General features: G+C 41.7%; 17 protein-coding genes. 14 read left to right on the forward strand and 3 right to left on the reverse strand.

Annotated features, from left to right (window positions below):
• The first annotated feature begins 126 nt into the window (after positions 1-126).
• From D0S24_RS17865 to D0S24_RS17900, 8 genes are all read left to right on the forward strand, one after another.
• Positions 127-1,416 carry a DUF5690 family protein gene (locus D0S24_RS17865; RefSeq protein ID WP_117021186.1) on the forward strand — a complete coding sequence of 430 codons (1,290 nt, stop codon included), beginning with the start codon at positions 127-129 and terminating at the stop codon, positions 1,414-1,416.
• A gap of 225 nt (positions 1,417-1,641) precedes the next feature.
• Positions 1,642-4,785, forward strand: a complete 3,144-nt coding sequence (locus D0S24_RS17870) for a SusC/RagA family TonB-linked outer membrane protein (protein WP_117021187.1) — start codon at positions 1,642-1,644, stop codon at positions 4,783-4,785.
• A gap of 12 nt (positions 4,786-4,797) precedes the next feature.
• Positions 4,798-6,279, forward strand: a complete 1,482-nt coding sequence (locus tag D0S24_RS17875; protein ID WP_117021188.1) for a SusD/RagB family nutrient-binding outer membrane lipoprotein — start codon at positions 4,798-4,800, stop codon at positions 6,277-6,279.
• A 297-nt stretch (positions 6,280-6,576) separates the two neighbouring features.
• The gene (locus tag D0S24_RS17880; RefSeq protein WP_117021189.1) at positions 6,577-8,292 is read left to right on the forward strand and encodes an alkaline phosphatase family protein; all 1,716 of its coding nucleotides are present in this window, start codon (positions 6,577-6,579) and stop codon (positions 8,290-8,292) included.
• A 64-nt stretch (positions 8,293-8,356) separates the two neighbouring features.
• Entirely contained in the window at positions 8,357-9,613 is a 1,257-nt protein-coding gene (locus D0S24_RS17885) for a hypothetical protein (protein WP_147321477.1), read from the forward strand.
• Entirely contained in the window at positions 9,600-10,964 is a 1,365-nt protein-coding gene (locus D0S24_RS17890; protein WP_117021191.1) for an aspartate aminotransferase family protein, read from the forward strand. The genes D0S24_RS17885 and D0S24_RS17890 overlap by 14 nt, the downstream gene beginning before the upstream one ends.
• 129 nt (positions 10,965-11,093) lie before the next feature.
• Positions 11,094-12,689, forward strand: a complete 1,596-nt coding sequence (locus tag D0S24_RS17895; protein ID WP_251795825.1) for a fibronectin type III domain-containing protein — start codon at positions 11,094-11,096, stop codon at positions 12,687-12,689.
• A gap of 22 nt (positions 12,690-12,711) precedes the next feature.
• Positions 12,712-13,803 carry an alkaline phosphatase family protein gene (locus D0S24_RS17900; RefSeq protein ID WP_117021192.1) on the forward strand — a complete coding sequence of 364 codons (1,092 nt, stop codon included), beginning with the start codon at positions 12,712-12,714 and terminating at the stop codon, positions 13,801-13,803.
• A 6-nt stretch (positions 13,804-13,809) separates the two neighbouring features.
• Here D0S24_RS17900 and D0S24_RS17905 read toward each other — a convergent pair whose 3' ends face one another.
• Together D0S24_RS17905 and D0S24_RS17910 are read right to left on the reverse strand one after the other, a co-directional pair.
• Complete coding sequence (locus tag D0S24_RS17905) at positions 13,810-15,618, reverse strand: hypothetical protein (protein WP_117021193.1); 1,809 nt, start codon at positions 15,616-15,618, stop codon at positions 13,810-13,812.
• Positions 15,619-16,165: 547 nt separating this feature from the next.
• A complete protein-coding gene (locus D0S24_RS17910) occupies positions 16,166-16,921 on the reverse strand; it encodes a sulfite exporter TauE/SafE family protein (protein WP_117021194.1) in 756 nt (251 codons plus the stop codon).
• Positions 16,922-17,004: 83 nt separating this feature from the next.
• Here D0S24_RS17910 and D0S24_RS17915 point away from each other — a divergent pair, with 83 nt between their 5' ends.
• Together D0S24_RS17915 and D0S24_RS17920 are read left to right on the forward strand one after the other, a co-directional pair.
• Positions 17,005-18,816, forward strand: coding sequence for a sodium:solute symporter family protein (locus D0S24_RS17915; RefSeq protein WP_117021195.1), 1,812 nt, complete (start codon positions 17,005-17,007; stop codon positions 18,814-18,816).
• A gap of 46 nt (positions 18,817-18,862) precedes the next feature.
• Positions 18,863-19,951 (forward strand): acyltransferase family protein, encoded by a 1,089-nt coding sequence (locus D0S24_RS17920; RefSeq protein ID WP_117021196.1) that lies wholly within the window; start codon positions 18,863-18,865, stop codon positions 19,949-19,951.
• Between the two features lie 145 nt (positions 19,952-20,096).
• On the opposite strand, the gene D0S24_RS17925 is transcribed toward D0S24_RS17920, so the two are convergent.
• Positions 20,097-20,687 (reverse strand): riboflavin synthase, encoded by a 591-nt coding sequence (locus D0S24_RS17925; RefSeq protein WP_117021197.1) that lies wholly within the window; start codon positions 20,685-20,687, stop codon positions 20,097-20,099.
• 70 nt (positions 20,688-20,757) lie between these two features.
• Between D0S24_RS17925 and pdxA the strand changes: the two genes are divergently transcribed.
• The 4 genes from pdxA (at position 20,758) to D0S24_RS17945 (ending at position 23,880) form a co-directional block, all read left to right on the forward strand.
• A complete protein-coding gene (gene pdxA / locus D0S24_RS17930; RefSeq protein WP_117021198.1) occupies positions 20,758-21,810 on the forward strand; it encodes a 4-hydroxythreonine-4-phosphate dehydrogenase PdxA in 1,053 nt (350 codons plus the stop codon).
• Between the two features lie 160 nt (positions 21,811-21,970).
• Entirely contained in the window at positions 21,971-22,504 is a 534-nt protein-coding gene (locus tag D0S24_RS17935) for a DUF177 domain-containing protein (protein WP_117021199.1), read from the forward strand.
• 8 nt (positions 22,505-22,512) lie between these two features.
• Positions 22,513-22,710, forward strand: a complete 198-nt coding sequence (gene rpmF / locus D0S24_RS17940; protein ID WP_031445940.1) for a 50S ribosomal protein L32 — start codon at positions 22,513-22,515, stop codon at positions 22,708-22,710.
• 174 nt (positions 22,711-22,884) lie between these two features.
• A complete protein-coding gene (locus D0S24_RS17945) occupies positions 22,885-23,880 on the forward strand; it encodes a beta-ketoacyl-ACP synthase III (protein WP_117021200.1) in 996 nt (331 codons plus the stop codon).
• Positions 23,881-23,900 lie beyond the last annotated feature (20 nt).

Genomic DNA, 23,900 nt, shown 5'->3' on the forward strand with positions numbered 1-23,900 from the left:
TTTATTCCATTAATCTTTAGATAACGATCTAATAACTTTAAAAAATTCATTTACATCTGAAAAAGGGGGAATATTGCCTTTTAATATTTATCTTTTGAGAAATTTCACACCAAACTGCCAACATTTTTGAAGCTAGTAAAAAAAGATATTTCGTTTTTGCTATATGGGGCATTTGCCTCATTTGGCACTTATTTCTGTATGTATGCTTTTCGCAAACCCTTTACCGTAGCCACATTTGAAGATCTGTCCTTTGCGGGAGTGGACTATAAGATAATTTTGATCATTGCGCAAGTACTGGGCTACTTGCTTTCTAAATTTATTGGGATTAAAGTAATTTCTGAGCTGCAGCCCAACAAGAGGATATACTATCTCTTGGGCCTAATCCTGGCTGCCGAGGCCAGCCTACTTTTGTTCGCCCTAACCCCTGCCCCCTATAATTTTATATTTATGTTTTTAAATGGCCTTCCTTTAGGGATGGTATGGGGAATTGTATTTTCCTATTTGGAAGGCAGAAAATTTACCGAATTTTTGGGAGTGGCCTTATGCTCCAGTTTTATCGTATCCAGTGGTGCCGTAAAGTCGGTTGGACTTTTGGTAATGGAAAACTGGCAGGTGTCCCAATTTTGGATGCCATCGGTTACTGGAGGTGTTTTTTTAGTTCCTTTTGTATTTTTTGCCTGGTTATTGAATAGAATTCCCCAGCCTTCAGAGGAGGATAAGAAACTTAGAACAGAACGGAAACCTATGAACGGAAAGGATAGAAAAAGGGTTTTTCTGGCGTTCCTGTTCCCGATTATAATTCTAATACTCTTCTACACTTTTTTAACCGCATTGCGCGATTTTAGGGATAATTTTTCAAGGGAGATCTGGGATGCCCTAGGTTTCGAGGGGGATGCTGCCATATATACGATATCCGAACTGCCCATTGCCTTCTTGGTATTGGTGATCATTGGTTTTTTAGGGGTGATCAAGAACAATTATAAAGCGTTTCTTTCCTATCATTATTTATTACTTTTTGGTACTATTGGCATTGGCCTTTCTACCCTATTGTTTCAAATGGGCATAATTTCTCCAATATTTTGGATGATAAGCGTTGGTTTTGGACTCTATATTTGTTATGTGCCCTTTAACTGTATTTTTTTTGATCGTATGATCGCCACTTTCCGTATAAAGGGAAATGCGGGTTACCTAATATATCTTGCCGATGCTTTTGGTTACTTAGGTAGTATGGGGGTCCTTCTTTATAAGAATTTTGGCCAGAACAAGCTTTCATGGCTCCATTTTTTTATGACCAGTACTTATTTAATTGCCGCTTTGGGTACCATTATTACTTTGGTCTCACTGTTCTACTTTAAAATGAAGTACAAGCGGAATACCTTAGTGGAAAAGTCGGAAATACAATTGGCCGAAGCATAGGATTTCTTCAGTTTATTTCAATTTACTATTTGGTTATATCTACACAGGCCAGTTTTACCTAGGCCTATCTTAGACACTATGCCCTTCATTTTTTGTTCTATTCCGCGAGGTTAACATTGTATTAACAATTAAGCAAATATCATTGCAATCTTTTAATATTAATTGAGGGTTTGGTTAACCTATGCCAAGGATATTTGCGCTCACCAAATAATTAAAAAATAAAGAATGAACAAAAGAAGTATTGTTATGGTATTTGCCTTTTTTGCATTTATCATGGGCTATTCCCAAGGAGTGTTTACGGGAAGGGTTTTGGATGGGAACAATGCGCCTTTACCTGGGGCATCAGTGGTTATTAAAGGTAGTTCCAAAGGCGTAGCTACCGATTTTGACGGGAATTTTCAAATTGAGTTAAATTCAGTAAACGATATTCTCCTAGTTACCTATATAGGATATATTCCAACGGAATTTGCCACCTCTGGCAAAACATCGGCAGAAATAGTGCTTCTTCCCGATTCGGAAAAATTGAACGAGGTAGTGGTAACCGCCTTGGGGATTACCAGAGCGGAGAAAAAGATCGGTTATGCCACACAAAAGATGGATGTGGAGATCATAGAGGAGATCAATGCCCCCAATGTAGGGAACCTGTTCACCGGCCAGGTTGCGGGCCTTAGTGTAAGCAATCCTACTGGCTTATTTCAAAAGCCTTCGTTTTCCCTGCGGGGCAAATCGCCCTTGATCGTAATTGACGGGATACCTGTCGAGACCGACTTTTATGATGTTTCTGCCAATAATATTGCCAATGTAAATGTCTTGAAGGGAACAACGGCTTCTGCACTTTATGGGTCCAGAGGAAGAAATGGGGCCATATTAATTACTACCAAGAATGCCAATGTAGACGGATTGGAAATTTCGGTTTCCCATAATACCATGGTCTCCGCCGGCTTTACCGTTTTTCCAGAAACCCAGACGGAGTACGGTAACGGGTCCAACGGTAAATATGAATTTTGGGACGGTAAGGACGGTGGTATTTCCGATGGGGATATGATCTGGGGTCCCAAGTTTGAGCCAGGGGTTATGGTCTCCCAATGGAACAGTCCCATATTGGATAACGTTTCGGGGGAGACCATTCCATGGTGGGGCGATGTATATGGTACCCAGTATGATGATAAATCCCGCTATTCCAGGGTGCCGACGCCTTGGGAATATCACAACAACCTAAAGGATTTTATGGGAACGGGATATATTTCGAGTACGGATTTTTCGATAGCTAGCAAATCTGAAAAAGGGTCGTTCCGTTTGTCAGGAAATTATTCCGACCAAAAGGACAGGGTTCCCAATTCCGGCCTTAAAACAGGGGGGCTGACCTTTAAATCTACTACCAATTTGTCCAAGTCGCTTACCTTGGATAGTAAATTGTCCTATAATAAAGTGTACTCACCAAATTACCCGCGACACGGATATGGACCAAAGAACCATATGTACACTATCCTGATCTGGATGGGGGACGACGTTGACGGTCAGGACTTAAAAGAGCACATGTACGTTCCAGGACAGGAAGGTTATAGACAGGCTAATTATAACTATGCTTGGTATAACAATGTGTATTTTGCGGCCAATGAATTGAACCAAAAATACGATGCCGATCTGATCAATGCACAGATGGTGCTTAAGTACAATATAGCCGAGGGTTTGAATTTGCAGGGAAGGGGCTCGGCCGTAATACAGGATATTTTCGAGGACAGACAGAGCCCAAAGACCTATTTGAATTACGGTGATGCCAGGGAAGGGGACTATAAGACCTGGAATTCAAAGAGATTGACCGTAGATTACGATATTTTGGCCTCCTATACCAAATCCCTGACCGAGGATATCTCTTTTGACGTGAATGTGGGCGCTTCTACCTTTTATAGAAAATATCAACAGGAATATAACTCCACGGATGGCCTTGTGGTTCCCTTTGTCTATAGCCTTAACAATACCAGTGGCAATGTGGCCGCAACTACATATTTCGAGGAAAGGGCCACCAATAGTGTCTATGCCACATTGGGTTTGGATCTTTACAATGCGGTGTTCTTAACGGCAGCTGCAAGAAATGACTGGTCCTCTACCCTTCCAAAGGAAAATCGATCCTATTTCTATCCATCGGTATCCTTAAGTACGGTGGTGTCCAATTTTGTAAGCATGCCCGTAGCTGTAGATTATTTAAAGTTGTATGGGTCATGGGCACAGGTTTCCAGTGATCTGAACCCCTATAGCACGGAATCCTATTACACCAATAACGGTGTTTTTGGTGGAAATGTAAAGTTACAATATCCCAACGGTCTGGTAAATTCCAATATAGAGCCTGAAAGTTCCGACTCGTTCGAGCTAGGTCTAAGCTCCGCTTTTTTAAAGAATAGGCTTGCGTTAGACCTTACTTATTACAATGTTGTTGATAGCAATCAAATTATCGATTTGCCAATTTCAAATACATCAGGGTTTGAAAACAGAAAGGTAAACGGGAACGAATATACTACCAATGGTCTGGAAGTGGTACTTAATGCCAAACCGATGCTTACGGATAATTTTAGTTGGAACCTAATTGCCAACTGGAGCAGAAAAGTAAAAAGAATCACAGAAATATATGGGGACAATACCACTTATAACAACCTAAGGTTAAACGATAGGGCGGACAGCTACTATGCAACGGTATGGCAGAAGTCTGCGGATGGGGATTTGATTTTGGGCGCCAATGGATTGCCTATCAGGGATAATTTTCCACAACTATTGGGACATAACGATCAAGATTGGACCCTTGGACTTCAGAATAGTTTTAAGTATAAGAACCTGACCGTAAACGTTGGTATAGACGGTGGATGGGGCGGTCTGATCCGTTCCCTGACCGTTGAAAAAATGTGGTGGGGAGGTAAGCACCCTTATTCTACCGAATTTAGGGATGCGGAGTACGCTGCCGGGGTGCCGGTGTATGTACCGGATGGGGTACAGGTAACGGGAGGAGACCTGGTGCAGGACGTAAGCGGGGATGTTATTTCCGATACCAGAACGTACGCCCAGAATACCACTGCGGTGAGCTGGCAGACCTGGTCACAGAACTATCCATATAGGGCTGCGGTGACCTACAAGGAAAGTGGGAAGTTTGCCAATATCTTTGATCGCAGCTTTTTTAAATTAAGAACGCTTTCCTTTAAATATGATGTCACCGAACTGGCCAATATCAACGGTGTGAAAAATCTCGATATAACCCTTAGCGGCTATAACCTGTTGGTATGGAAGAAAGCGGATATCATTGACCCGGATTTCGGAAACGACGATAATTTACAGGATCCTTCCACTAGGTACATTGGTATGGGCGTTAATGTTAAATTTTAGAAAAGAAACAAAATGAAAAAAATAAGAATTTTAATCGGACTAATAGTATTGATATCCCTAGGCGGATGTCAAGACCTTACAGAATTGAACGACAACCCTAATAATGTTAGTGAAACGCACCCACAATTGTTATTGACCAATATTGCAAGCAATGCATTTAGGGTCAATGGTACCGGGGCCTTATACGCCTCACGTATCTTGGTGCAGACCGATGGGGAGAACAGTGGCCAATATTACAGTTGGGACCGTGCTAGTTTTGATGACTATAATTTGCTGGGAGAGGTCACCAAAATGATGCAGGAGGCAGAGCGTATAGAAAGTGATGAATATATGGCCCTGTCCAAATTTTTTAGGGCATATTACTTTTATAACCTGACCCTTACATTTGGCGATATTCCTTATAGTGAAGCCCTTAAAGGGGAAATTGGGGGGCAGTATTTGCCCAAGTATGATACCCAAAAAGAAGTGTTTGTGGGTATCTTGAAGGAATTGTCGGAAGCCAATGATCTTTTGGAGGGGAATACCAACATTATTGCCGGGGATATTATTTTTGGCGGGAATACGGCCAAATGGCAAAAATTGGTCAATTCCTTTAGGTTAAAGGTGCTGATGACCCTTTCAAAAAAGGAGGGAGATACGGACTTGAACATTATAAGTTCCTTCAACGGTATATACAATAATGACCCAATAATGATGTCCAATGAGGACAATGGCCAGCTGGTCTTTTTGGACGAGGAGGGAAGTAGGTATACCGAATTCAATTCCAGCGGTTATGGTTCAGGAATGTACATGTCCTCAACTTTCATAGAAATGCTTCAGGACAGACAGGACCCAAGGTTGTTCGTTTATTGTGGACAGACCAAAAACGCCAAGGAAGCAGGCTTGGCCCTGGACGATTTTATGGCATATGAAGGTGGGGATCCCTTGGCACCTTATGCCGAGGTAAACGACAAGGCGGCCGCAGGGGATGTTTCCAAGGTAAACTTGAGATATACTACAGACCCTACCACCGAGCCACATAATCTAATGGGGTATTGGGAACTGGAATTCATATTGGCCGAGGCGTCCGTCCGTGGATGGATCACTACCGAGGCTAAAGCACACTATGAGAATGGGGTAAAATCCTCTTTCGATTTTTATAATACCTATGCCAAGAATTTTGAGGCTTTTGTGGAGCCTGCGGACGCCGACACCTATCTTTTGGGGGCAGAGGTGGTATTTGATAATGGCATGACCACTGAAGAGAAATTGGAGCTAATTTTGACCCAGAAATACTTTACTTCCTTTTTGCAGACAGGATGGAGGGCTTATTTTGATCACCTAAGGACAGGCTATCCGGCATTTGCACAATTACCGGGGGCCACACCCCCAACCCGATGGATCTATCCTAATTCTGAGTACAACAATAATGCTTCAAATGTAGCCACTGCCATTGAAAGACAATTTGGGGCAGGGAACGATAAGATCCGGGAAATTACCTGGTGGTTGGAATAATTTTCGGTATTGAACAGATTTTGGAGGCCTATTGCCTATTTTGATCAGTAATACAGAAACTCAGCTGTTATAAAATTTGTCCAAGGCCATAGCAGAAATTTGCTGTGGCCTTGTTTTTTAGGTTTACTAAGTAGAATTAATTATGATAGTAAGGAATATACTTTGTACGGTATCGGCAATTTTTTTTCATTAATAAATTATAGTTATAGTTACAAAAATTTAATATTATTAACTTTTTAACTTAACTTAGTCACATGATATTTACATTGGATAATAAACTTAAAATAGCCTAAGAGTATGTGCAAAACAAATTTTGTATCAAAAACCACCACTTTTAATACCATTGCGGCCACTTTTCAAATGGCTTTCGCCAGAATGTCAATGCCTCGCACTATAATTACAGTGCTTGCCATATGTTCTTTATGGTCGTGCAATAATAAGGAACAGGAGCAGGGACCCAAAGTAAAACATGTAGTAGTCATAGGGTTTGACGGATTGAGTCCCAATGGTTTGCAGAAGGCGATTACCCCTACCTTTGATAAGATTATCAGCGAAGGGGCCTCTACCATGCATGCCAGGGCCGTATTGCCCACCAGTTCAAGTACCAATTGGGCGACCATGATAATGGGTGCAGGTCCGGAGCAGCATGGAATTACTTCCAATAGCTGGGAAAAGAACAATTTTGTATTGCCGACAATTACCCAAAGTGAGGATTTTCTTTTTCCTACCATCTTTCAACTGATAAATGACCAAAAGGAAAATGCGGAAATCGGTGCTATTTATCATTGGTCGGGATTTGGACGGTTGTTTGAAAAAGGTGCGGTGGATTATGATATAAATTCAAAATCTGAAGATGAAACTGCCGCCTTGGCCAGTGCCTATATCAAAGAGAAAAAACCTACCTTCACTTTTATCCATTTTGATCATGTGGATCATGGCGGACACGAATACGGTCATGGCAGTCCGGAATATTATAAATCCGTGGAAAAAGCGGATGCCATGCTAGCGGAAGTAATGGCAGCTATCAAGGCATCCGGAATGGTCGATGAAACATTGGTAATTATAAGCGCAGACCACGGTGGATTGGGCAAAGGACATGGAGGGGAATCTTTACAGGAAATAGAAATTCCTTTTATCTTATGGGGAAAATCGGTCAAGAAGAACCATATGCTTAAATTTCCGGTATATCAATATGACAATGCAGCTACGGTGGCCTTTGCCTTAGGAATAAAAACGCCTATGGCGTGGATTGGCAGACCTGTAAAAAATGCCTTTGAAGGTTTTGAACTTGGAGATGATTATCCAATTGCGGAAAGGCTGGAACAACCTACTATTCTACCTGCGGCCGAACTCAATAAAAAGGCGGGAGGCCTATTTGATGACAGCACGACCATTATTATGGAGAATACCAACAGGGCGGGTGAGATAAGGTATACCTTGGATGGTTCCATGCCCAGCGCAAATTCCACTTTATATACCGAGGCTGTCGGGACTACTGAAAATGTGGTTGTTAAAGGTGCTATTTTTAGAAACGGAAAAATTGCGAGTATGGTCTCTGAGGCCTTTTTTAGAATAAAAAATAAGACCATGGCACCTCCCATTTCATATGAGTTATTCTATTTGGAAAACCTGACCAGCATTCCCAGTTTGGAAAATAAAAAACCGGATGCCAAGGGAACTTGTTTTGAAATTACTTCTGACGAGGTTAAGGAGGAAATTAAAAGTAATACCGCGGTAAGATTCAGTACTACAATTCAGGTAGAAAAGGAAGAGCGGTTTACCTTTTACACCAATTCTGACGATGGTAGTAAACTATGGGTAGATAATAAATTGGTAGTGGATAATGATGGGGATCACGGGGTAGTTGAAAAGAGTGGCAGTATTACCCTAAAACCGGGAAGCTATCCGTTGGTAGTAGTTTGGTTTAACGGGGGCGGAAGCGGATGGTTGAATGTGGATTATCAAACTGGGAACACTCCCAAACAAGTACTTTCCACCACCATTTTAAAGTAATTGAAATGTGTATAACAAAATTTTTAAACCACTTCAGATAAAAATAACAGTAAACAGATAGTCAATGAAACTGATATTCTTTTTTTTGTCCATGATGGTGGTAGCAGCCCAAGACAAAGGTGGGCAATTACCTCCTTGGGAAGAGGGGATGTTGGATATTCACCATATAAATACCGGTCGTGGGGATGCCGCTTTTTTTGTTTTTCCCGATGCTACCACTCTTTTGTTGGATGCAGGGGACATGTCCGAAACCCATCCAAGAACCCTGTCTGCCAGAAATGCTGTTCAAAAACCTGATAATTCCAAAACGGCTCCGGAATGGATCGTGGATTATGTACATCAATTTTTTCCAGAAAATAAAGCTTTACAATTGGATTATGGGGTAATTACCCATTACCATGACGATCATTTTGGTGAAATGGATGTTAAAAGGAAAAGACATCCCAAAGGGGGCTATGGATTAACGGGAATGATGGAAGTAGGGAGTTTATTGCCCATCAAAACCCACTTGGACCGTGGTAGCGATTATCCAATCGATTTAAAGAACACATTGGTGCAAAAGGAAATAAAGGCCAATGATTCCTATAGTATTATAGAGACCTTGCAAGAATATTGGAGGTATATGGAATATCATATCAAGGAGGATGGTATGATATACGAAACCATAAAACCTGGGGCTATGAATCAAATCCATTTAAAAAAATCACCTAATAAATATCCCAATTTTGAAGTTCGTAATATTGCCGTTAATGGAGATATATGGACAGGAGTTAAAGAGGATTACTTTTCTTTATTTTCCAAAGGGGAGTATCCCGGAGAGAACCCCTTAAGTGTATGTCTTAAAATCACCTATGGAGGGTTCGATTATTTTACCGGGGGAGATATAAGCGGAGTGGATGCTTTGGGACAAACAGATTTAAACGCCTTGGAATCCCATGTGGCACCGGTTATTGGGCCAGTGGATGTGGCCACTCTGAACCACCACGGGAATAGGGATTCCCAAAATGCGTTCTTTGTAAAAACAATTAGACCAAGGGTTTGGGTCCAACAGAATTGGTCATCGGACCACCCTGGAGAGGAAGTGCTCAGGAGAATAACATCCAAGGCCCTATATCCCGGAGAGCGCGATCTGTTCTCCACGGTAATGTTACAGGCCAACAAGGATGTGATTGGCGATAAATTGAACCAATATAAAAGTCAAAACGGCCATATTGTAATCCGCGTGTATGACCAGGGAAGCCAATATGACATATACATCCTTAACGACGATACAAAAGAACGGGAAATAATAGCAAAATACGGACCTTATGAAGCAAGATAATTTGGGTATTGTTGCCCAGAACAAAAAAACCGAAGGAGATATTAATTTTACTCCGGCACGTGGGGCATGGATGGATTCGCAGATAAGTGGGGAGACCAGGGAGATTTTAGAAAGGGATGCCAGATATTTTCTGCATCAGTCCTTGTCCACTCCTTGTTTGGATGTGTTACAGGCTTGCGAGGGTCCCTATATTGAAAATATATCAGGAAAAAAATATCTCGATTTCCATGGTAATAATGTACACCAAGTAGGCTATGCCAATCCACAGATTATAGAAAAAATTATTGAGCAATTAAGGGTGTTGCCTTTTTCCCCAAGGAGATATACCAATATTCCGGCCATTGATTTTGCCGAGAAGTTGGCCTCCTTGATGCCATCGGACCTTAATAGGGTACTTCTAACGCCCAACGGAAGTTCTTCCATAGGGATAGCGCTAAAATTGGCCAGGGCCGTTACGGGCAGGTTTAAGGTGGTTTCTTTTTGGGACTCTTTCCATGGGGCCTCCTTGGATGCCATTAGCGTAGGTGGGGAAGCCGTTTTTAGGGAATCTATGGGGCCTTTAATGCCGGGCGTGGAGCGCATTCCTCCTCCAATAACCTATCGCGGAATTTTTGAGGACAATGAGGATAAATGTTTGGAATATTTGGAATATGTGTTTTCCAAGGAAGGTGATATAGGTGCTTTTATTGCGGAGACCATCAGGAATACGGATGTGCAATTGCCTTCCAAAAACTTTTGGAAGAAGGCAAGGGAACTTTGCAACAAATACGGGGTTTTGTTGATTCTTGATGAAATTCCGATAGCCTTGGGAAGAACCGGTAAAATGTTCGTATTTGAACATTATGATATTGAACCTGACATTTTGTGCATAGGAAAAGGTTTGGGCGGGGGAATATTTCCGCAGGCGGCAATTGTCACCAGGGATGGATACAACAAGTTTGGGGATATTTCACTTGGGCACTATACCCATGAAAAAAGTCCGTTGGGTGCTGTAGCGGGTCTGGGCACCATTGCCTTTTTGGAAAATGAAAATATTTTGGAAAAGGTCAAGGAAGATGAGCAGTACCTTAAATCCGCTTTGGCCGCATTGCAATTAAAATACCCCCTTATTGGTGATGTTAGAGGTATGGGGCTATTATGGGGGTTGGAATTGGTGAAGGATAAAAAAACCAAGGAAAAGGCTATTGAAGAGGCAGAAGTGGTCATGTACGAATGTTTAAAGCGTGGCCTTAGCTATAAGGTTTCTGCCGGAAATGTTCTGCAATTGTCACCGGCACTGACCATTAGCAGAAAGGAATTGAAAAAAGCCCTGGACATACTGGATGAGAGTTTGGCCATTGTACATTCGTAATTAAAAAGAGAATGTCAGGTCGAGCGCCCGCCCGTACCGAACGGCCCGTTCGGGCGGGGAGTCGAGATCTTAAGGATATTTAGTAAAATCAATTATGGATGTAATCAACTGAAAAATATAGATCAAAAAATGAAAATTAAGATTAAAGTAGCACTGTTTTTAATCATGGCATTCCATTTAATGGGAGGTGCCCAAAATGTTAAAGAAGAAATTTTAATTCAACCTTATCTACAGGATGCGGAACCCAATTCCATTAAAATTATGTGGGAAACTTCAGCGGGTGAAGAAAGCCTGGTGGAATGGGGATCAACTCCTAAATTGGGTAAGAGGACCAAGGGCATGGCGTATGACATCAATTTTAGTGAATCCCGCATCCATGAGGTTAAATTGGAAGGGCTGCAGCGCTTTACCGAATACTATTACCGTGTAAAAACAGGAAAAATGGTTTCGGATATATTTCAATTTAAGACCCCTCCTTTTGCCAGTGACCATGAGTCTTTCAAAATTGTGGCTATGAGCGATATGCAAATAGACCACAATAATCCCAATAAATTTTCCGAAGTGGTCAATGATGGCATCTTGCAATATTTGGAAAAGGAGTTCGGGGGCAAGCTTCCGAATAATTTGGCCATGGTAATGATCCCGGGCGATTTGGTGGAGAATGGTACCAAATATTACCAGTGGAAAGACCATTTTTTTAATCCGGCCGAAAAATTATTTGCCGAGGTGCCGGTCTACCCTGTATTGGGAAATCACGAAAAGAACTCTGTTTTCTATTTTAAATACTTTAGTCTCCCTGAAAACGGCACGCCTGCATATGCTGAACATTGGTGGTTTAAGGACTATGGCAATACTAGGATTATTGGGCTCAATTCCAACGATGGCTATAATAACAGTAGGGATCAGTATGAGTGGTTGCAAAAGCTTTTGGACGAAACCGCCAAGAGCGAGGAGGTTGATTTTGTTTTTGCACAATTGCACCATCCCCATAAATCGGAACTTTGGATTCCGGGGGAAGAAGATTTTACAGGAAAGGTGGTAGCCCTTTTGGAAGCCTTTACCACCAAGACCGGGAAGCCTAGCATTCATTTTTTTGGGCATACCCACGGCTATTCCAGGGGTCAGTCCAAGGATCACAAACACTTATGGATCAACGTTGCCTCAGCCGGAGGGGCCATTGATAATTGGGGCGAATTTGAAGGCAGGGATTACGATGAATTTACGGTAACCCAGGACGAATATGGTTTTGTGATGGTGGAAGTAGATGGTAGTCAGGAAGACCCTAAGTTTACCATTAAGAGAATTAGCCAGGGGAACGAGGAGTTGGAGCGGAAAAATGAACTTAGGGACAGTATTGTCATTTATAAAAATGAAAGAAAGCCCGGGGCACCCAGTGTTATCTCACCCAATAACGAAACGGTCAATTTTACCGGAACCACCTTAAAAGCAGGCAATTTCAACAGCACCTTTAGCAATGCTTTCCATGCAGCCTCCCATTGGCAGATTGCGGAGAGCAATGACTTTGAAAAACCAATTTTTGACAGCTGGAAACAATATGAAAATTGGTACTACAAGGAAAACAGGCAAAAGCATGATGACCTTACCGATGAAAAAACAAACAGATTAAAACCCAGAACCACCTATTATTGGAGGGTTCGCTACCGGGATCAAAATTTGAATTGGAGCGATTGGTCCCAAACGGCCAGTTTTAAGACAATTAATTAAGCATTAACCTCGAGTTACAACTATGAAGAATTTTAAAAAAAAATTAGTTTTTCTATTGCTCTTGGGGTGTTTTGGCTCCATAATCGCACAAGAAAAAACAACTCCTAATGTAGTCCTTATCACTTTGGACGGTTTTAGGTGGCAGGAACTTTTTAGGGGTGCCGATCCCTTATTGGTCGCAAACAAGGATTATGTTGGGGATACTACGGCATTGAAATCACAATTTTGGAGGGCGACCCTAGAAGAGAAAAGATCGTTATTAATGCCATTTTTTTGGAACGATATTTCCAAGATAGGCCAACTCCATGGCAACAGAGATGCAGGCAGTAAGGTAAATTTAACCAATACCATGTGGTTTTCCTATCCCGGATATAACGAGATCCTAACAGGTGCTGTGGACGATAAGCGCATTACCAGCAATAAGAAAATAAACAATCCCAATACAACCATTTTGGAAAGGGTAAATAATTTACCTAAATACAAAGGTAAAGTGGCCGCTTTTGGCAGCTGGGACGTATTTGCTTTTATTGTAAACGAGGAGCGTTCTGGAGTACCCGTCAATGCTGGTTTTGAGCTTGCCAAAGGGAAAGGCTTAACAGATAGGGAAATATTCCTAAATCGGCTGCAACAGCAAATTCCAAGTCCATGGGAGTCTGTGCGTTTGGATGCATTTACCCACCATTATGCCTTGGAGCATATGAAAAAGGAACATCCGAAATTGGTGTATATAGCCTATGGGGAAACCGATGATTTTGCCCATGACGGGGATTATGGGGCCTACCTAAATTCTGCTCATAACACCGATGGTTTAATCAAGGAGTTATGGCAGTTTGTACAACAGGACGATTTTTATAAGGACAATACCACCTTTATTATTACCACGGACCACGGTAGGGGCACCCAACCCTTGGATACCTGGAAAGGCCATGGCAGTGATATAAAAGGGGCGGATCAAGTATGGTTGGTAGTTTTTGGAAAAGGAATAAGCCCTTTGGGCGAGATTACTTTTCAGGAACAATTACATACCCATCAGGTAGCCCCAACAGTAATAGAGGCCATGAAGGTCCAACTAAAAAATCATGTTTTTGAAGGAGAGCCTATTGTGTTTCCATGAAAAAAGTTACACCTCCGACAAAGAAAGTGCTTCTATCTCTTGTTTAAAGCCTTCCAAGGTTTTTGATGCTTGGGTCAATTCCGCTAGAACGGCCATTTTTATATTTTCAAATGGTCCCCTAAGGTTGCCAAATAGTTGTTGGTAATAGGCAATGCCTCCATTTAAATTGTGGGTAAAGGTCAAGAGGTATTTCTCTTGCTTCTTATTCATGGATTCCCTGGATTCCTCAATTCTATTTTTAAGATAGTCCAAGTAGATACCGAGTTCCTTAATAAACATATGGGGCCTATCGGTTCTCGAAATAACATTGCCACGCCCGTAAATATGGTCTACCATTTCCTTTAAGGCCATTATTTTGGAATAATAGGCCATATTAGGTCCCGGACAGATGGAAACCCCTGGTCCTTCGGTTTTGGTATCCAATCCGTAAGCTATTAGGGCCGAGGTGCCAAGACCTACACAGGTACATGATTTCTCTGTTATTTTATTGAATTTTTCGGCATATTCCTTTTCAGTTAAACCTTGTTCATCCAACTCCTTAATTTTCAAATGTTGGTATTGCCTGGAGGCGGTACAGAGTCCTTTTTCCGAATAGTCCTTGTTCAGGGCCACAAATTTCTTGGGACAGGAACTTCCTGGGCGATTCTTATCTATATTTTTAAACTTTTCCAAATCCTTGGTGTTTCCACGAAGATTATGGAAGGGCACTCCCAATGGGGAGATATCGCTTAAGTACAAATCCTCTTCCTTGGCGGCGACCAATTTCTCCATGGTAGCCCTGTCTACTGTAGTGGCCTCCGGAACCAAGAGAAATGGGGTTCCCCAACCTACAGAATCCACCTTGTAATGATCCATAAGAAATTGGTGTTCCTCAGCGGTACCAACACCTCCCTGGGCGGTTATTTTTAAGGAAAGTTGTTGTCTGGGCACTTCGCGGCCCTTATTGGCAAGTGCCGGAATTAAAATATCATGGATTTCATTGATATAGGCTTGTTTGTTGTCCCTGAACTCCGCCAGAATAGGGCCCATTAAGTAGCCGTCGGTGGCAAAGGCATGTCCCCCGCAATTTAGGCCGGATTCTATCCTATACTCCGATACCCAAATTCCTTTTTTGGCCAAAAACTTTCCTTGTATAAGTGCCGATCTATAATCACTTACCTTTAGGACTATTTTCTTTTTGATATTGCCGTCAGCGTCCGGAAAAAAATCATTAAAACTTTCAAGATAGCTATAAAGTCGGGGGTTCATCCCAGCGGAAAGAATAAGGGAGGAAATTAATTCACTATTGGCATAACCCCGTAAGGCTGCATGGGCATCATTAAATTCAGTAGGTAGTTTAACCTTTTTAATAAAGTTTTCCTTGTCCACTTTGGTCATAATATTGACATCGATGCTGCCCATGGAGAAATTTTCCCTTACCCATTTTTTAATTTCCACAGCACTGAAATCATTGGAAGTCAGTTTTTCAAATTCATCCTTTAGATGGGAGGCATTGGGTAGGAGACTTAAATATTCCTTGATTTCTTTTCCCGTGTTGTGGACAGAATTAATGAGATCTTCAAATTTTTTGTGGGCCAAGTCATTGATCAAGTTGAGGTAACTCGTAATTCTTTTGGCCCTGAAATCTTCCAATTTATCCGAAATTTCCTGATAGGGAAGTTCAAATTTTTCACAGTACATTTTCCTTAATTTTTCAATTAGGATGTCATCGACCAAGGAAATTACCGAATCGATACCGTTATGGGCAACTTTTAGGGGGGTATCTATGGTGAATCCAATTCCCATGACCGGGATATGAAAGTTATGTTTTGTCATTTTTTATTTTTTGCCGGACCTATTCCTATTAAAACCGCTATAAATGCACAAGAAGTTTCCATGTTGTAGGACGGTCCAAATATGGATCGACAAATTTTAGACGAAATAAATTCTTGGAATATGATAATTATCAGGAAATGGATAAAATGTAAGACCGGAGTTTAGGGGGTTGGGAGATACAGCATTTCCTACAGGTCCGAAGCTTTCATTATCTAGCAAAGTTGGCAGTAGCAGTTTACAGTTGGCAAAAAATGGATTTCACTGCCCACGGCACACTGCTCACTGCCAATTTATCATCCGGTTCTTGTCAAGTAATTTCATTCTGTTCCAAAACCCTTGCCTGGCCAGCAAAAGCAGCCCTTCCTTTGTCGGCAGACATGTAATTTTATTGCACAAAAGGAGTAGTTTAGTTTTGGTAATGTTAGCTTATAGTTTAGTTAACCTCGGGACGGTTTATTAATGCGATTTTTGTCTTGAAAAGTTTGAGTTAGTATTAGTTTGAGTTAGTCTAGTTGAAAAGCTGGTGCATAGCACCGGCTTTTTTTGTTTATCTGAAAAGAATCAAAAAAGCACCAATGGCCGTCAGAACCAGAATCATCTTGCGATAGAACTGTTCTTTTATAATTTTCACCAGTCGTACCCCAACAATAATCCCAAGAATAATTCCGGGCACCAATTTTAGATTGATTAACAGGGTTTCTGGAGTGATGGTTTTCCATATAAAAATATGGAAGGGCAGTTTAAAGATGTTTACTATAAAAAATAACCATGCCGCAGTTCCTATAAATTCGTTTTTCGGTAATCTCATAGCCAAAAAATAGATATTGGAAAAGGCTCCGGCCAAATTGCCTATCATGGTAGTAATCCCCGCCATAGTTCCTATAAATCCGGCAAAGGCCCAATGGGTGGGCACGTTTTTGGATTTTTTTCTATCCCACCAATACATCATGATAACCGTTCCCAATATTATGACGGACATGCTGATCTTAAAAGTGGTTTCCGGCAAATCCTTTCCAATGGCCGTCCCAATTAGTACACCCAGGATCATCCAGGGTAAAAATGCCGCTATATACTTCCACTGTGCATGTCTATTGTAATAAATTACGGCAAAGGCATCCCCCAAAACAAGCAGGGGCACGATCAGCCCTGTTGATTCCTTGGCCCCGAAGGCCAATGCCATTAACGTAACATTAATGATAGCGATTCCCTTGATCCCAGCTTTCGAAATCCCTATTACAAATGCGGCGGTTAGGGCAAGTACCCATGCCGTTACGGTTATATCTAGTGTTATTAAGAGTATCATATGTGACATTTGGCGAACAAAGGGCAAAAATATCCCAAAAAAAATTATCTTTAGCTTTCAATTCTCAAACCTAAGCCAAACTGATGGAATTAAGTACCCTCGATTACAGTTTTATTGTCGTTTTTTTCTCGATCGTTTTATTTATAGGAGTTTATGTCTCCAAGAAATCCGGGGCCAGTTCATCGGAATATTTCCTTTCCGGTAGAACCATGCCATGGTGGCTATTGGGGCTTTCCATGGTAGCCACCACCTTTTCTACGGACACGCCCAATCTGGTGACCGATATAGTGCGTACCAATGGAGTTTCAGGAAACTGGGTATGGTGGGCTTTTCTGCTGACCGGGCTACTTACTGTTTTTGTCTATGCCAAACTTTGGAGGAAATCCAATGTCAATACGGATTTGGAATTTTATGAACTTCGCTATGGGGGTAAACCGGCAAGCTTTTTAAGAAAATTCAGGGCGGTTTATTTGGGGGTGATATTTAATGTGATCACCATGTCTGCCGTTACCTTGGCAGCCATTAAGATTGGCGGTATTATGTTGGGTCTGGAACCATGGGTAACCGTGGTGAGTGCAGGTTTGATTACCGTAATTTTTAGTGCTTTGGGCGGATTTAAAGGAGTGGTCTATACAGATTTCTTACTGTTTTTTGTAGCGATGAGCGGTGCCATAGGAGCAGCCTACTATTTGGTGAATATTCCGGAAGTTGGTGGTATAACTGCCCTGATGGCCAATGAACATGTAGTGGATAAACTTTCCATTGTGCCCGACTTTAGCAATACAAATGCTTTAATAACCCTATTTATTATCCCGCTTGCAGTACAATGGTGGAGTTCTTGGTATCCAGGGGCGGAGCCTGGCGGTGGCGGTTATATCGCACAACGTATGTTGGCTGCCAAAAATGAAAATCATGCCATAGGCGCAACTTTCTTCTTCAATATAATGCATTACGCACTACGTCCGTGGCCATGGATTTTGGTTGCCTTGGCCTCTTTGGTCGTTTATCCGGACATAGCTAGTATCCATGAGGCTTTCCCTAACGTGGCAGTAGATAAACTGGGTCATGATCTGGCCTATTCCGCCATGTTGACCAAATTGCCCAGTGGATTATTGGGATTGGTGTTGGCTTCCCTTATTGCGGCTTATATGAGTACTATTTCTACCCAATTGAATTGGGGTTCCTCCTATATTGTATATGACTTCTATAAACAACAGATAAACCCTAACGCTTCCGAGAAAAGATTGGTGGCCGTTGGTAGAATTTCAACGGTTATACTAATGGTATTTAGTGCAGCATTGGCCCTGCTTTTGCAGAATGCCTTGCAATTGTTCGAAGTGTTGTTGGTATTTGGTGCGGGAACCGGACTTATATTTATCTTGAGGTGGTTCTGGTGGAGGATCAATGCATGGAGCGAGATTACGGCCATGTTTGCCTCGGGAATAATCTCCATTATCTTAAAATTAACGGCGGTGGGTCCCTTCTTATTTGCTGCTGAAACCGGTGTTTTCCCAGATTGGGCGGAATATCCTTTTGTAGTTCTGGTTACTACGATTATTTGGTTGACGGCAACCTATATGACCCAGCCAGAATCAAAACAGGTATTACAGGATTTTTATAAAAAAATACAACCCGGAGGGCCAGGATGGTCCAAAGTGATCAAGGAAGCGAAAGACGAAAATGTGGAGATTGTGAACACCAAAGAAAAATGGAGTGTTCCCGCTGGTATCACTGCCATGTTGCTAGGGTGTGTATTAATCTACTCCTGTATGTTTGCCACTGGGTATTGGATATATGGAAAGACTAGCAGTGCACTTGTTCTGACCGTTGTGGCCGTGGTGTCCGGATTCTTATTGTCAAGGGCTTGGAATAAGATGAAGGACCATATCCTTTAGGGGAAGGTCTTATAATAGGAAATTAGGAACATAACCAGGCATGAACATGCAGAATAGAATAGTATCCGTGGATATCTTTAGGGGGCTTACCATTGTCCTTATGATATTGGTAAACACCCCTGGAACCTGGTCCCACGTGTACGCTCCTTTTTTACATGCTCCCTGGCACGGATATACCCCAACCGATCTTGTATTTCCGTTTTTCCTCTTCATAGTGGGCTGTTCCATCGTTTTTTCGTATCAAAATAGGGCAGTGGATTCCGGCACCTATAAAAAAATTACAATAAGGGCCTTAAAATTAATAGGCCTGGGCCTCTTTTTGGGAGCGTTTACCATTTATTTTCCCTTCTTTAAGGATTTTGAAAAAATACGTTTCCCCGGGGTGCTGCAACGTATTGGTGTTGTATTCTTTTTCGCCTCGATTTTATTTATCAATTTTAAATGGAAAGCCTTGGTGGGTATCTGTGCCTTTCTCTTGATAGGGTACTGGTTGCTGATGGGCTATGTGCCGGTCAACGGAGTGGCACCTACCTTTGATCGTGCCCCTAACAACTTGGCCAATTATTTAGATGTACTCGTATTTGGGACACATAGCTATAAAGCAGATTATGACCCTGAGGGCTTATTGAGTACCTTGCCGTCTATTGCTACTGCATTAATGGGCATTTTTACCGGACTTGTGCTGCGCTCCAAAAAGGCAAAAAAGGAATTGTTGCTCTTCGGAATGGGAATTTTAATGTTGGTCGTAGGTCATATCTGGGATTTCGTTTTTCCAATTAACAAGGCGCTATGGAGCAGTAGTTTTGTATTGGTTACTGCAGGATGGGCCAATATGCTCCTGGCATTGATCTATTATCTGTCCGATGTAAAGAAGATCAGGTTCGGTAGTATATTTAAATATGCGGGGGCCAATGCCATAACGGTGTATTTTTTATCCAGTTTTATTTCCAAATTGTTTTATTCCATAAAAGTGGACGGGGAGACTTCGGTGCACGGTTGGTTGTTCAAGACCCTATACGTACACGATTTTATGGCTATGGAAACCTCTTCCTTGCTGTATGGACTTTCCGTAGCGGCGTTCTATGTGCTTTTGGCCTATATCCTGTATAAAAAAGGGATATTTATTAAGGTATAGTCATAGATCTTTGCGCTGTTGGCACCAAAAATGGCTGTTCGGGAAAGTAAATGGGGTCATTATTGAGATAAATGTTCTAATCCGATATGCTGCTGGAATCTTTTTTTTATTGCAAGGGAGGTTCCGGGATCCGGTTTCTTCTTCTTTAACCTCTGATTTCCAATAACCGGGAAACGTACTTGCCTATTACGTCAAACTCTAGATTGACCCGTGTCCCTATAACATAACTTCCAAACCGGGTATGTTCATGGGTGTAGGGGATTATGGCGACACTAAAACTGTTTTTTTGGGAATCCACTACCGTTAAACTGGTACCGTCTATGGTTATGGATCCTTTTTCTATAGTAACGTTATTTTTCATAGGATCATAACGGAAGGTAAAGAACCAACTGCCATCCTTTTCTTTAATATCGGTACATTCCCCCGTTTGGTCTACGTGACCCTGTACAATATGGCCGTCCAACCGGGCTCCCAGTACCATGGCACGCTCCAGGTTTACAAGGTCCCCTTCCTGAAGATCGTTCAAGTTGGTTTTGTCCAGGGTCTCCTCTATGGCGGTTACTGTATAATGGTCAGCGGCAATTTTTACGACTGTGAGACAAACTCCGTTATGTGCAACACTTTGGTCTATTTTTAGTTCTTGGGTAATCTTGGATCTTAAGGTAATATGAAGATTGCCCCCCTCTTTTTCCAATTTTATTATTTCTCCCAAAGTTTCAATAATCCCAGTAAACATGTGTCGTTTTAATTAAGTAGTTTTGTGCTGTAAATTTAAGGGTTTATTTCATATTAAACGAAAAGACAAAATGCAGGAAACCGGACATATAAAATTGGGGATATCCATTGGGGATTTAAATGGGATTGGGTGCGAAGTGGTGCTTAGGACATTTGAGGATTCCCGGATGTTGGATTTCTGCACACCGGTTATTTTTGCATCCAATAAAACGGTCTCCCACCAAAAATCGGAGCTGGGTCTGGAAATAAATTATAATGGCATCCAAGATGCTTCCAAAGCAATAGACGGAAAGATAAATGTAGTGAACGTGTGGAAGGAAACCCCTGTTGTTAATTTTGGGGAGCCAACCCCTGAGAGTGGGAATTATGCCATAGAATCGCTTAAGGCTGCAGTGGCGGCCCTAAAGAGTAATGAGATAGACGTTTTGGTCACTGCACCGATCAACAAGAACAACATACAGGCAGAGGATTTTAAATTTCCCGGACACACGGATTATTTGGCCCAAGAATTGGAAGGGGAAAGCCTAATGTTTATGGTGGCCGATGGGCTAAGGGTTGGGCTGCTTACCGATCATGTTGCGGTAAAGGATGTTGCGGCCAGTATTACCCCGCAGTTGATACGCTCTAAAATCACTACTATTTTGAACTCCTTAAAGATGGATTTTGGAATTGGGAAACCTAAAATTGCACTTTTGGGAATTAATCCCCACAGTGGCGATAATGGGGTAATCGGAAAGGAAGATGACGAGATCCTAAGACCGGCAATCAAAGAAATGTCCGAAAAAGGGCATTTGGTATTTGGACCCTATTCTGCGGATAGCTTTTTTGGGTCTGACAATTATAAAAATTTTGACGCTATTTTGGCCGCCTATCATGATCAGGGGCTAATACCGTTTAAAACCTTATCCTTCGGGAAAGGGGTAAACTTTACCGCAGGACTAAATAAAGTGCGTACTTCCCCAGACCACGGAACGGCATATGAAATTGCGGGGAAAGGGGTTGCAGACAATAGTTCGTTTAAGGAGGCCGTGTTTATGGCGCTACATATATTTAAAAATAGGCAGGAATATAAAGAATTAACAGGGAATCCCTTAAAAAAGCACAAGTTAAAAAGACAGGCTTAGTCTTGCTTCTATAAAGTAGGCTACCGTGCAATGGATCAATGATTTGAGGTAATTTTATTTGGGCTGTATTTATTTCTTTCTATTTATTGGCTTTTTATAAAATAATAGTATCTTTGCACCCGCCTTTATTGCGGCGGGTACGTTAAAACCAGTGTGGATCATGATGCAGCATAAGGAGTTTATTATTCCTTTTTCAGGACTGAAACAGGGAAAACACGAGTTTGAGTATACCATTGAGAATGCGTTCTTTGAGTCTTTTGAGTATGATGAGTTCAACGGTGCGGATATTAAATTAGACGTTACCTTGAATAAAATGAGTACCATGATGGAGTTGGAAATGAAGGCACGGGGAACAGTAAATGTTGCTTGTGACCTTACCAGCGAACCTTATGATCAAAAAATCAAGGCCGATTTGGAATTGGTTGTTAAGTTTGGTGATGAGTACAACAATGACAATGATGAAATATTGATTATTCCCCACAGTGAATACCAAATCAATATTGCACAGTATGTTTATGAAATGCTGGTATTGTCGGTACCCCTTAAAAAGGTTCATCCCGGAGTGTTGGACGGCACCTTGCAATCGGAGGTGTTGGACAAGCTGGAAGAACTTCAACCAAAAGATACAAAGGAAAACAAAGAAGATATTGATCCCAGGTGGGACGCTTTAAAAAAATTATTAACGGATAAATAAGTTTCATAATGGCACATCCTAAAAGAAAAATTTCCAAAACCAGAAGAGACAAGAGGAGAACGCATTACAAGGCGGTAGCTCCTACTGTAGCACAAGATCCAACTACAGGAGAAATGCATTTGTTTCACAGAGCTCATTGGCATGAAGGCAAATTGTACTATCGTGGAGAGGTTTTGATCGACAAAACTGAGGAAGCAGTAGCATAATTTTAGCTAAAACAATATAATTTGGACTCCCACTTCTTAAGAGTGGGAGTTTTTTTATGAAGGCGACGTAAATTTCAAAAACAAGGTATTTTTGAACCTAAAGTCATATAAAATCACTAATTTTCACAAATTTTCAATTGTTTTTGGAGGTTTATTGATAAAAATCAAATTTAGATGAGCAAAACAACAGCTGCAATTACCGCTGTAGGGTCTTATGTGCCAGACTTTGTAATGACGAATAAGATTTTGGAGACCTTGGTAGATACCAATGATGAATGGATTACGACCAGGACGGGCATCAAGGAAAGGAGAATCCTAAAGGGTGAGGGTCTGGGAACATCCTATCTTGCGATTAAAGCCGCGGAGCAACTTCTGGAAAAACGAAAATTGGACCCCAAAGATATCGAGCTCATTATTGTTGCCACTGCAACTCCAGATATGATGGTTGCTGCAACCGCTGCTTACGTGGCATCGGAAATTGGGGCAACCAACGCCTTCGCCTACGACCTGCAAGCTGCATGTTCCAGTTTTTTATATGGGATGTCTACGGCGGCCAGTTATATAGAATCCGGAAGATATAAAAAGGTATTGCTTATCGGGGCCGACAAAATGTCCTCTATAATAGATTATACCGATAGAACTACCTGTATAATTTTTGGGGATGGAGCCGGTGCTGCACTTTTTGAGCCAAATAACGAAGGCTTGGGCCTTCAGGACGAATATTTAAGATCGGATGGCGTGGGAAGGAACTTTCTTAAAATGGATGCCGGTGGCTCCTTGCTTCCCGCTTCGGAGGAAACGGTCAAAAATAGACAACATTTTATATATCAGGATGGGAAGTCGGTCTTCAAATTTGCCGTTACCAATATGGCCGATTCCGCGGCCAAGATTATGGAGCGGAATAATTTGTCGCACGAGGATGTGGATTGGTTAATACCCCATCAGGCCAACAAAAGAATTATCGACGCCACTTCCAATAGAATGGGATTGGACGATTCCAAGGTAATGATGAACATACAGCGGTACGGAAATACCACTTCCGCAACACTCCCTCTTTTGTTGAGCGACTATGAAAGTCAGCTTAAAAAAGGTGATAATTTGGTTTTTGCGGCCTTTGGTGGTGGTTTCACTTGGGGCTCCATATATTTAAAATGGGCCTATAATTCATAAATCTGAAGTAACCTATAAAC

It is taken from the genome of Arenibacter sp. P308M17 (assembly GCF_003426735.1).
Lineage (GTDB): Bacteria > Bacteroidota > Bacteroidia > Flavobacteriales > Flavobacteriaceae > Arenibacter.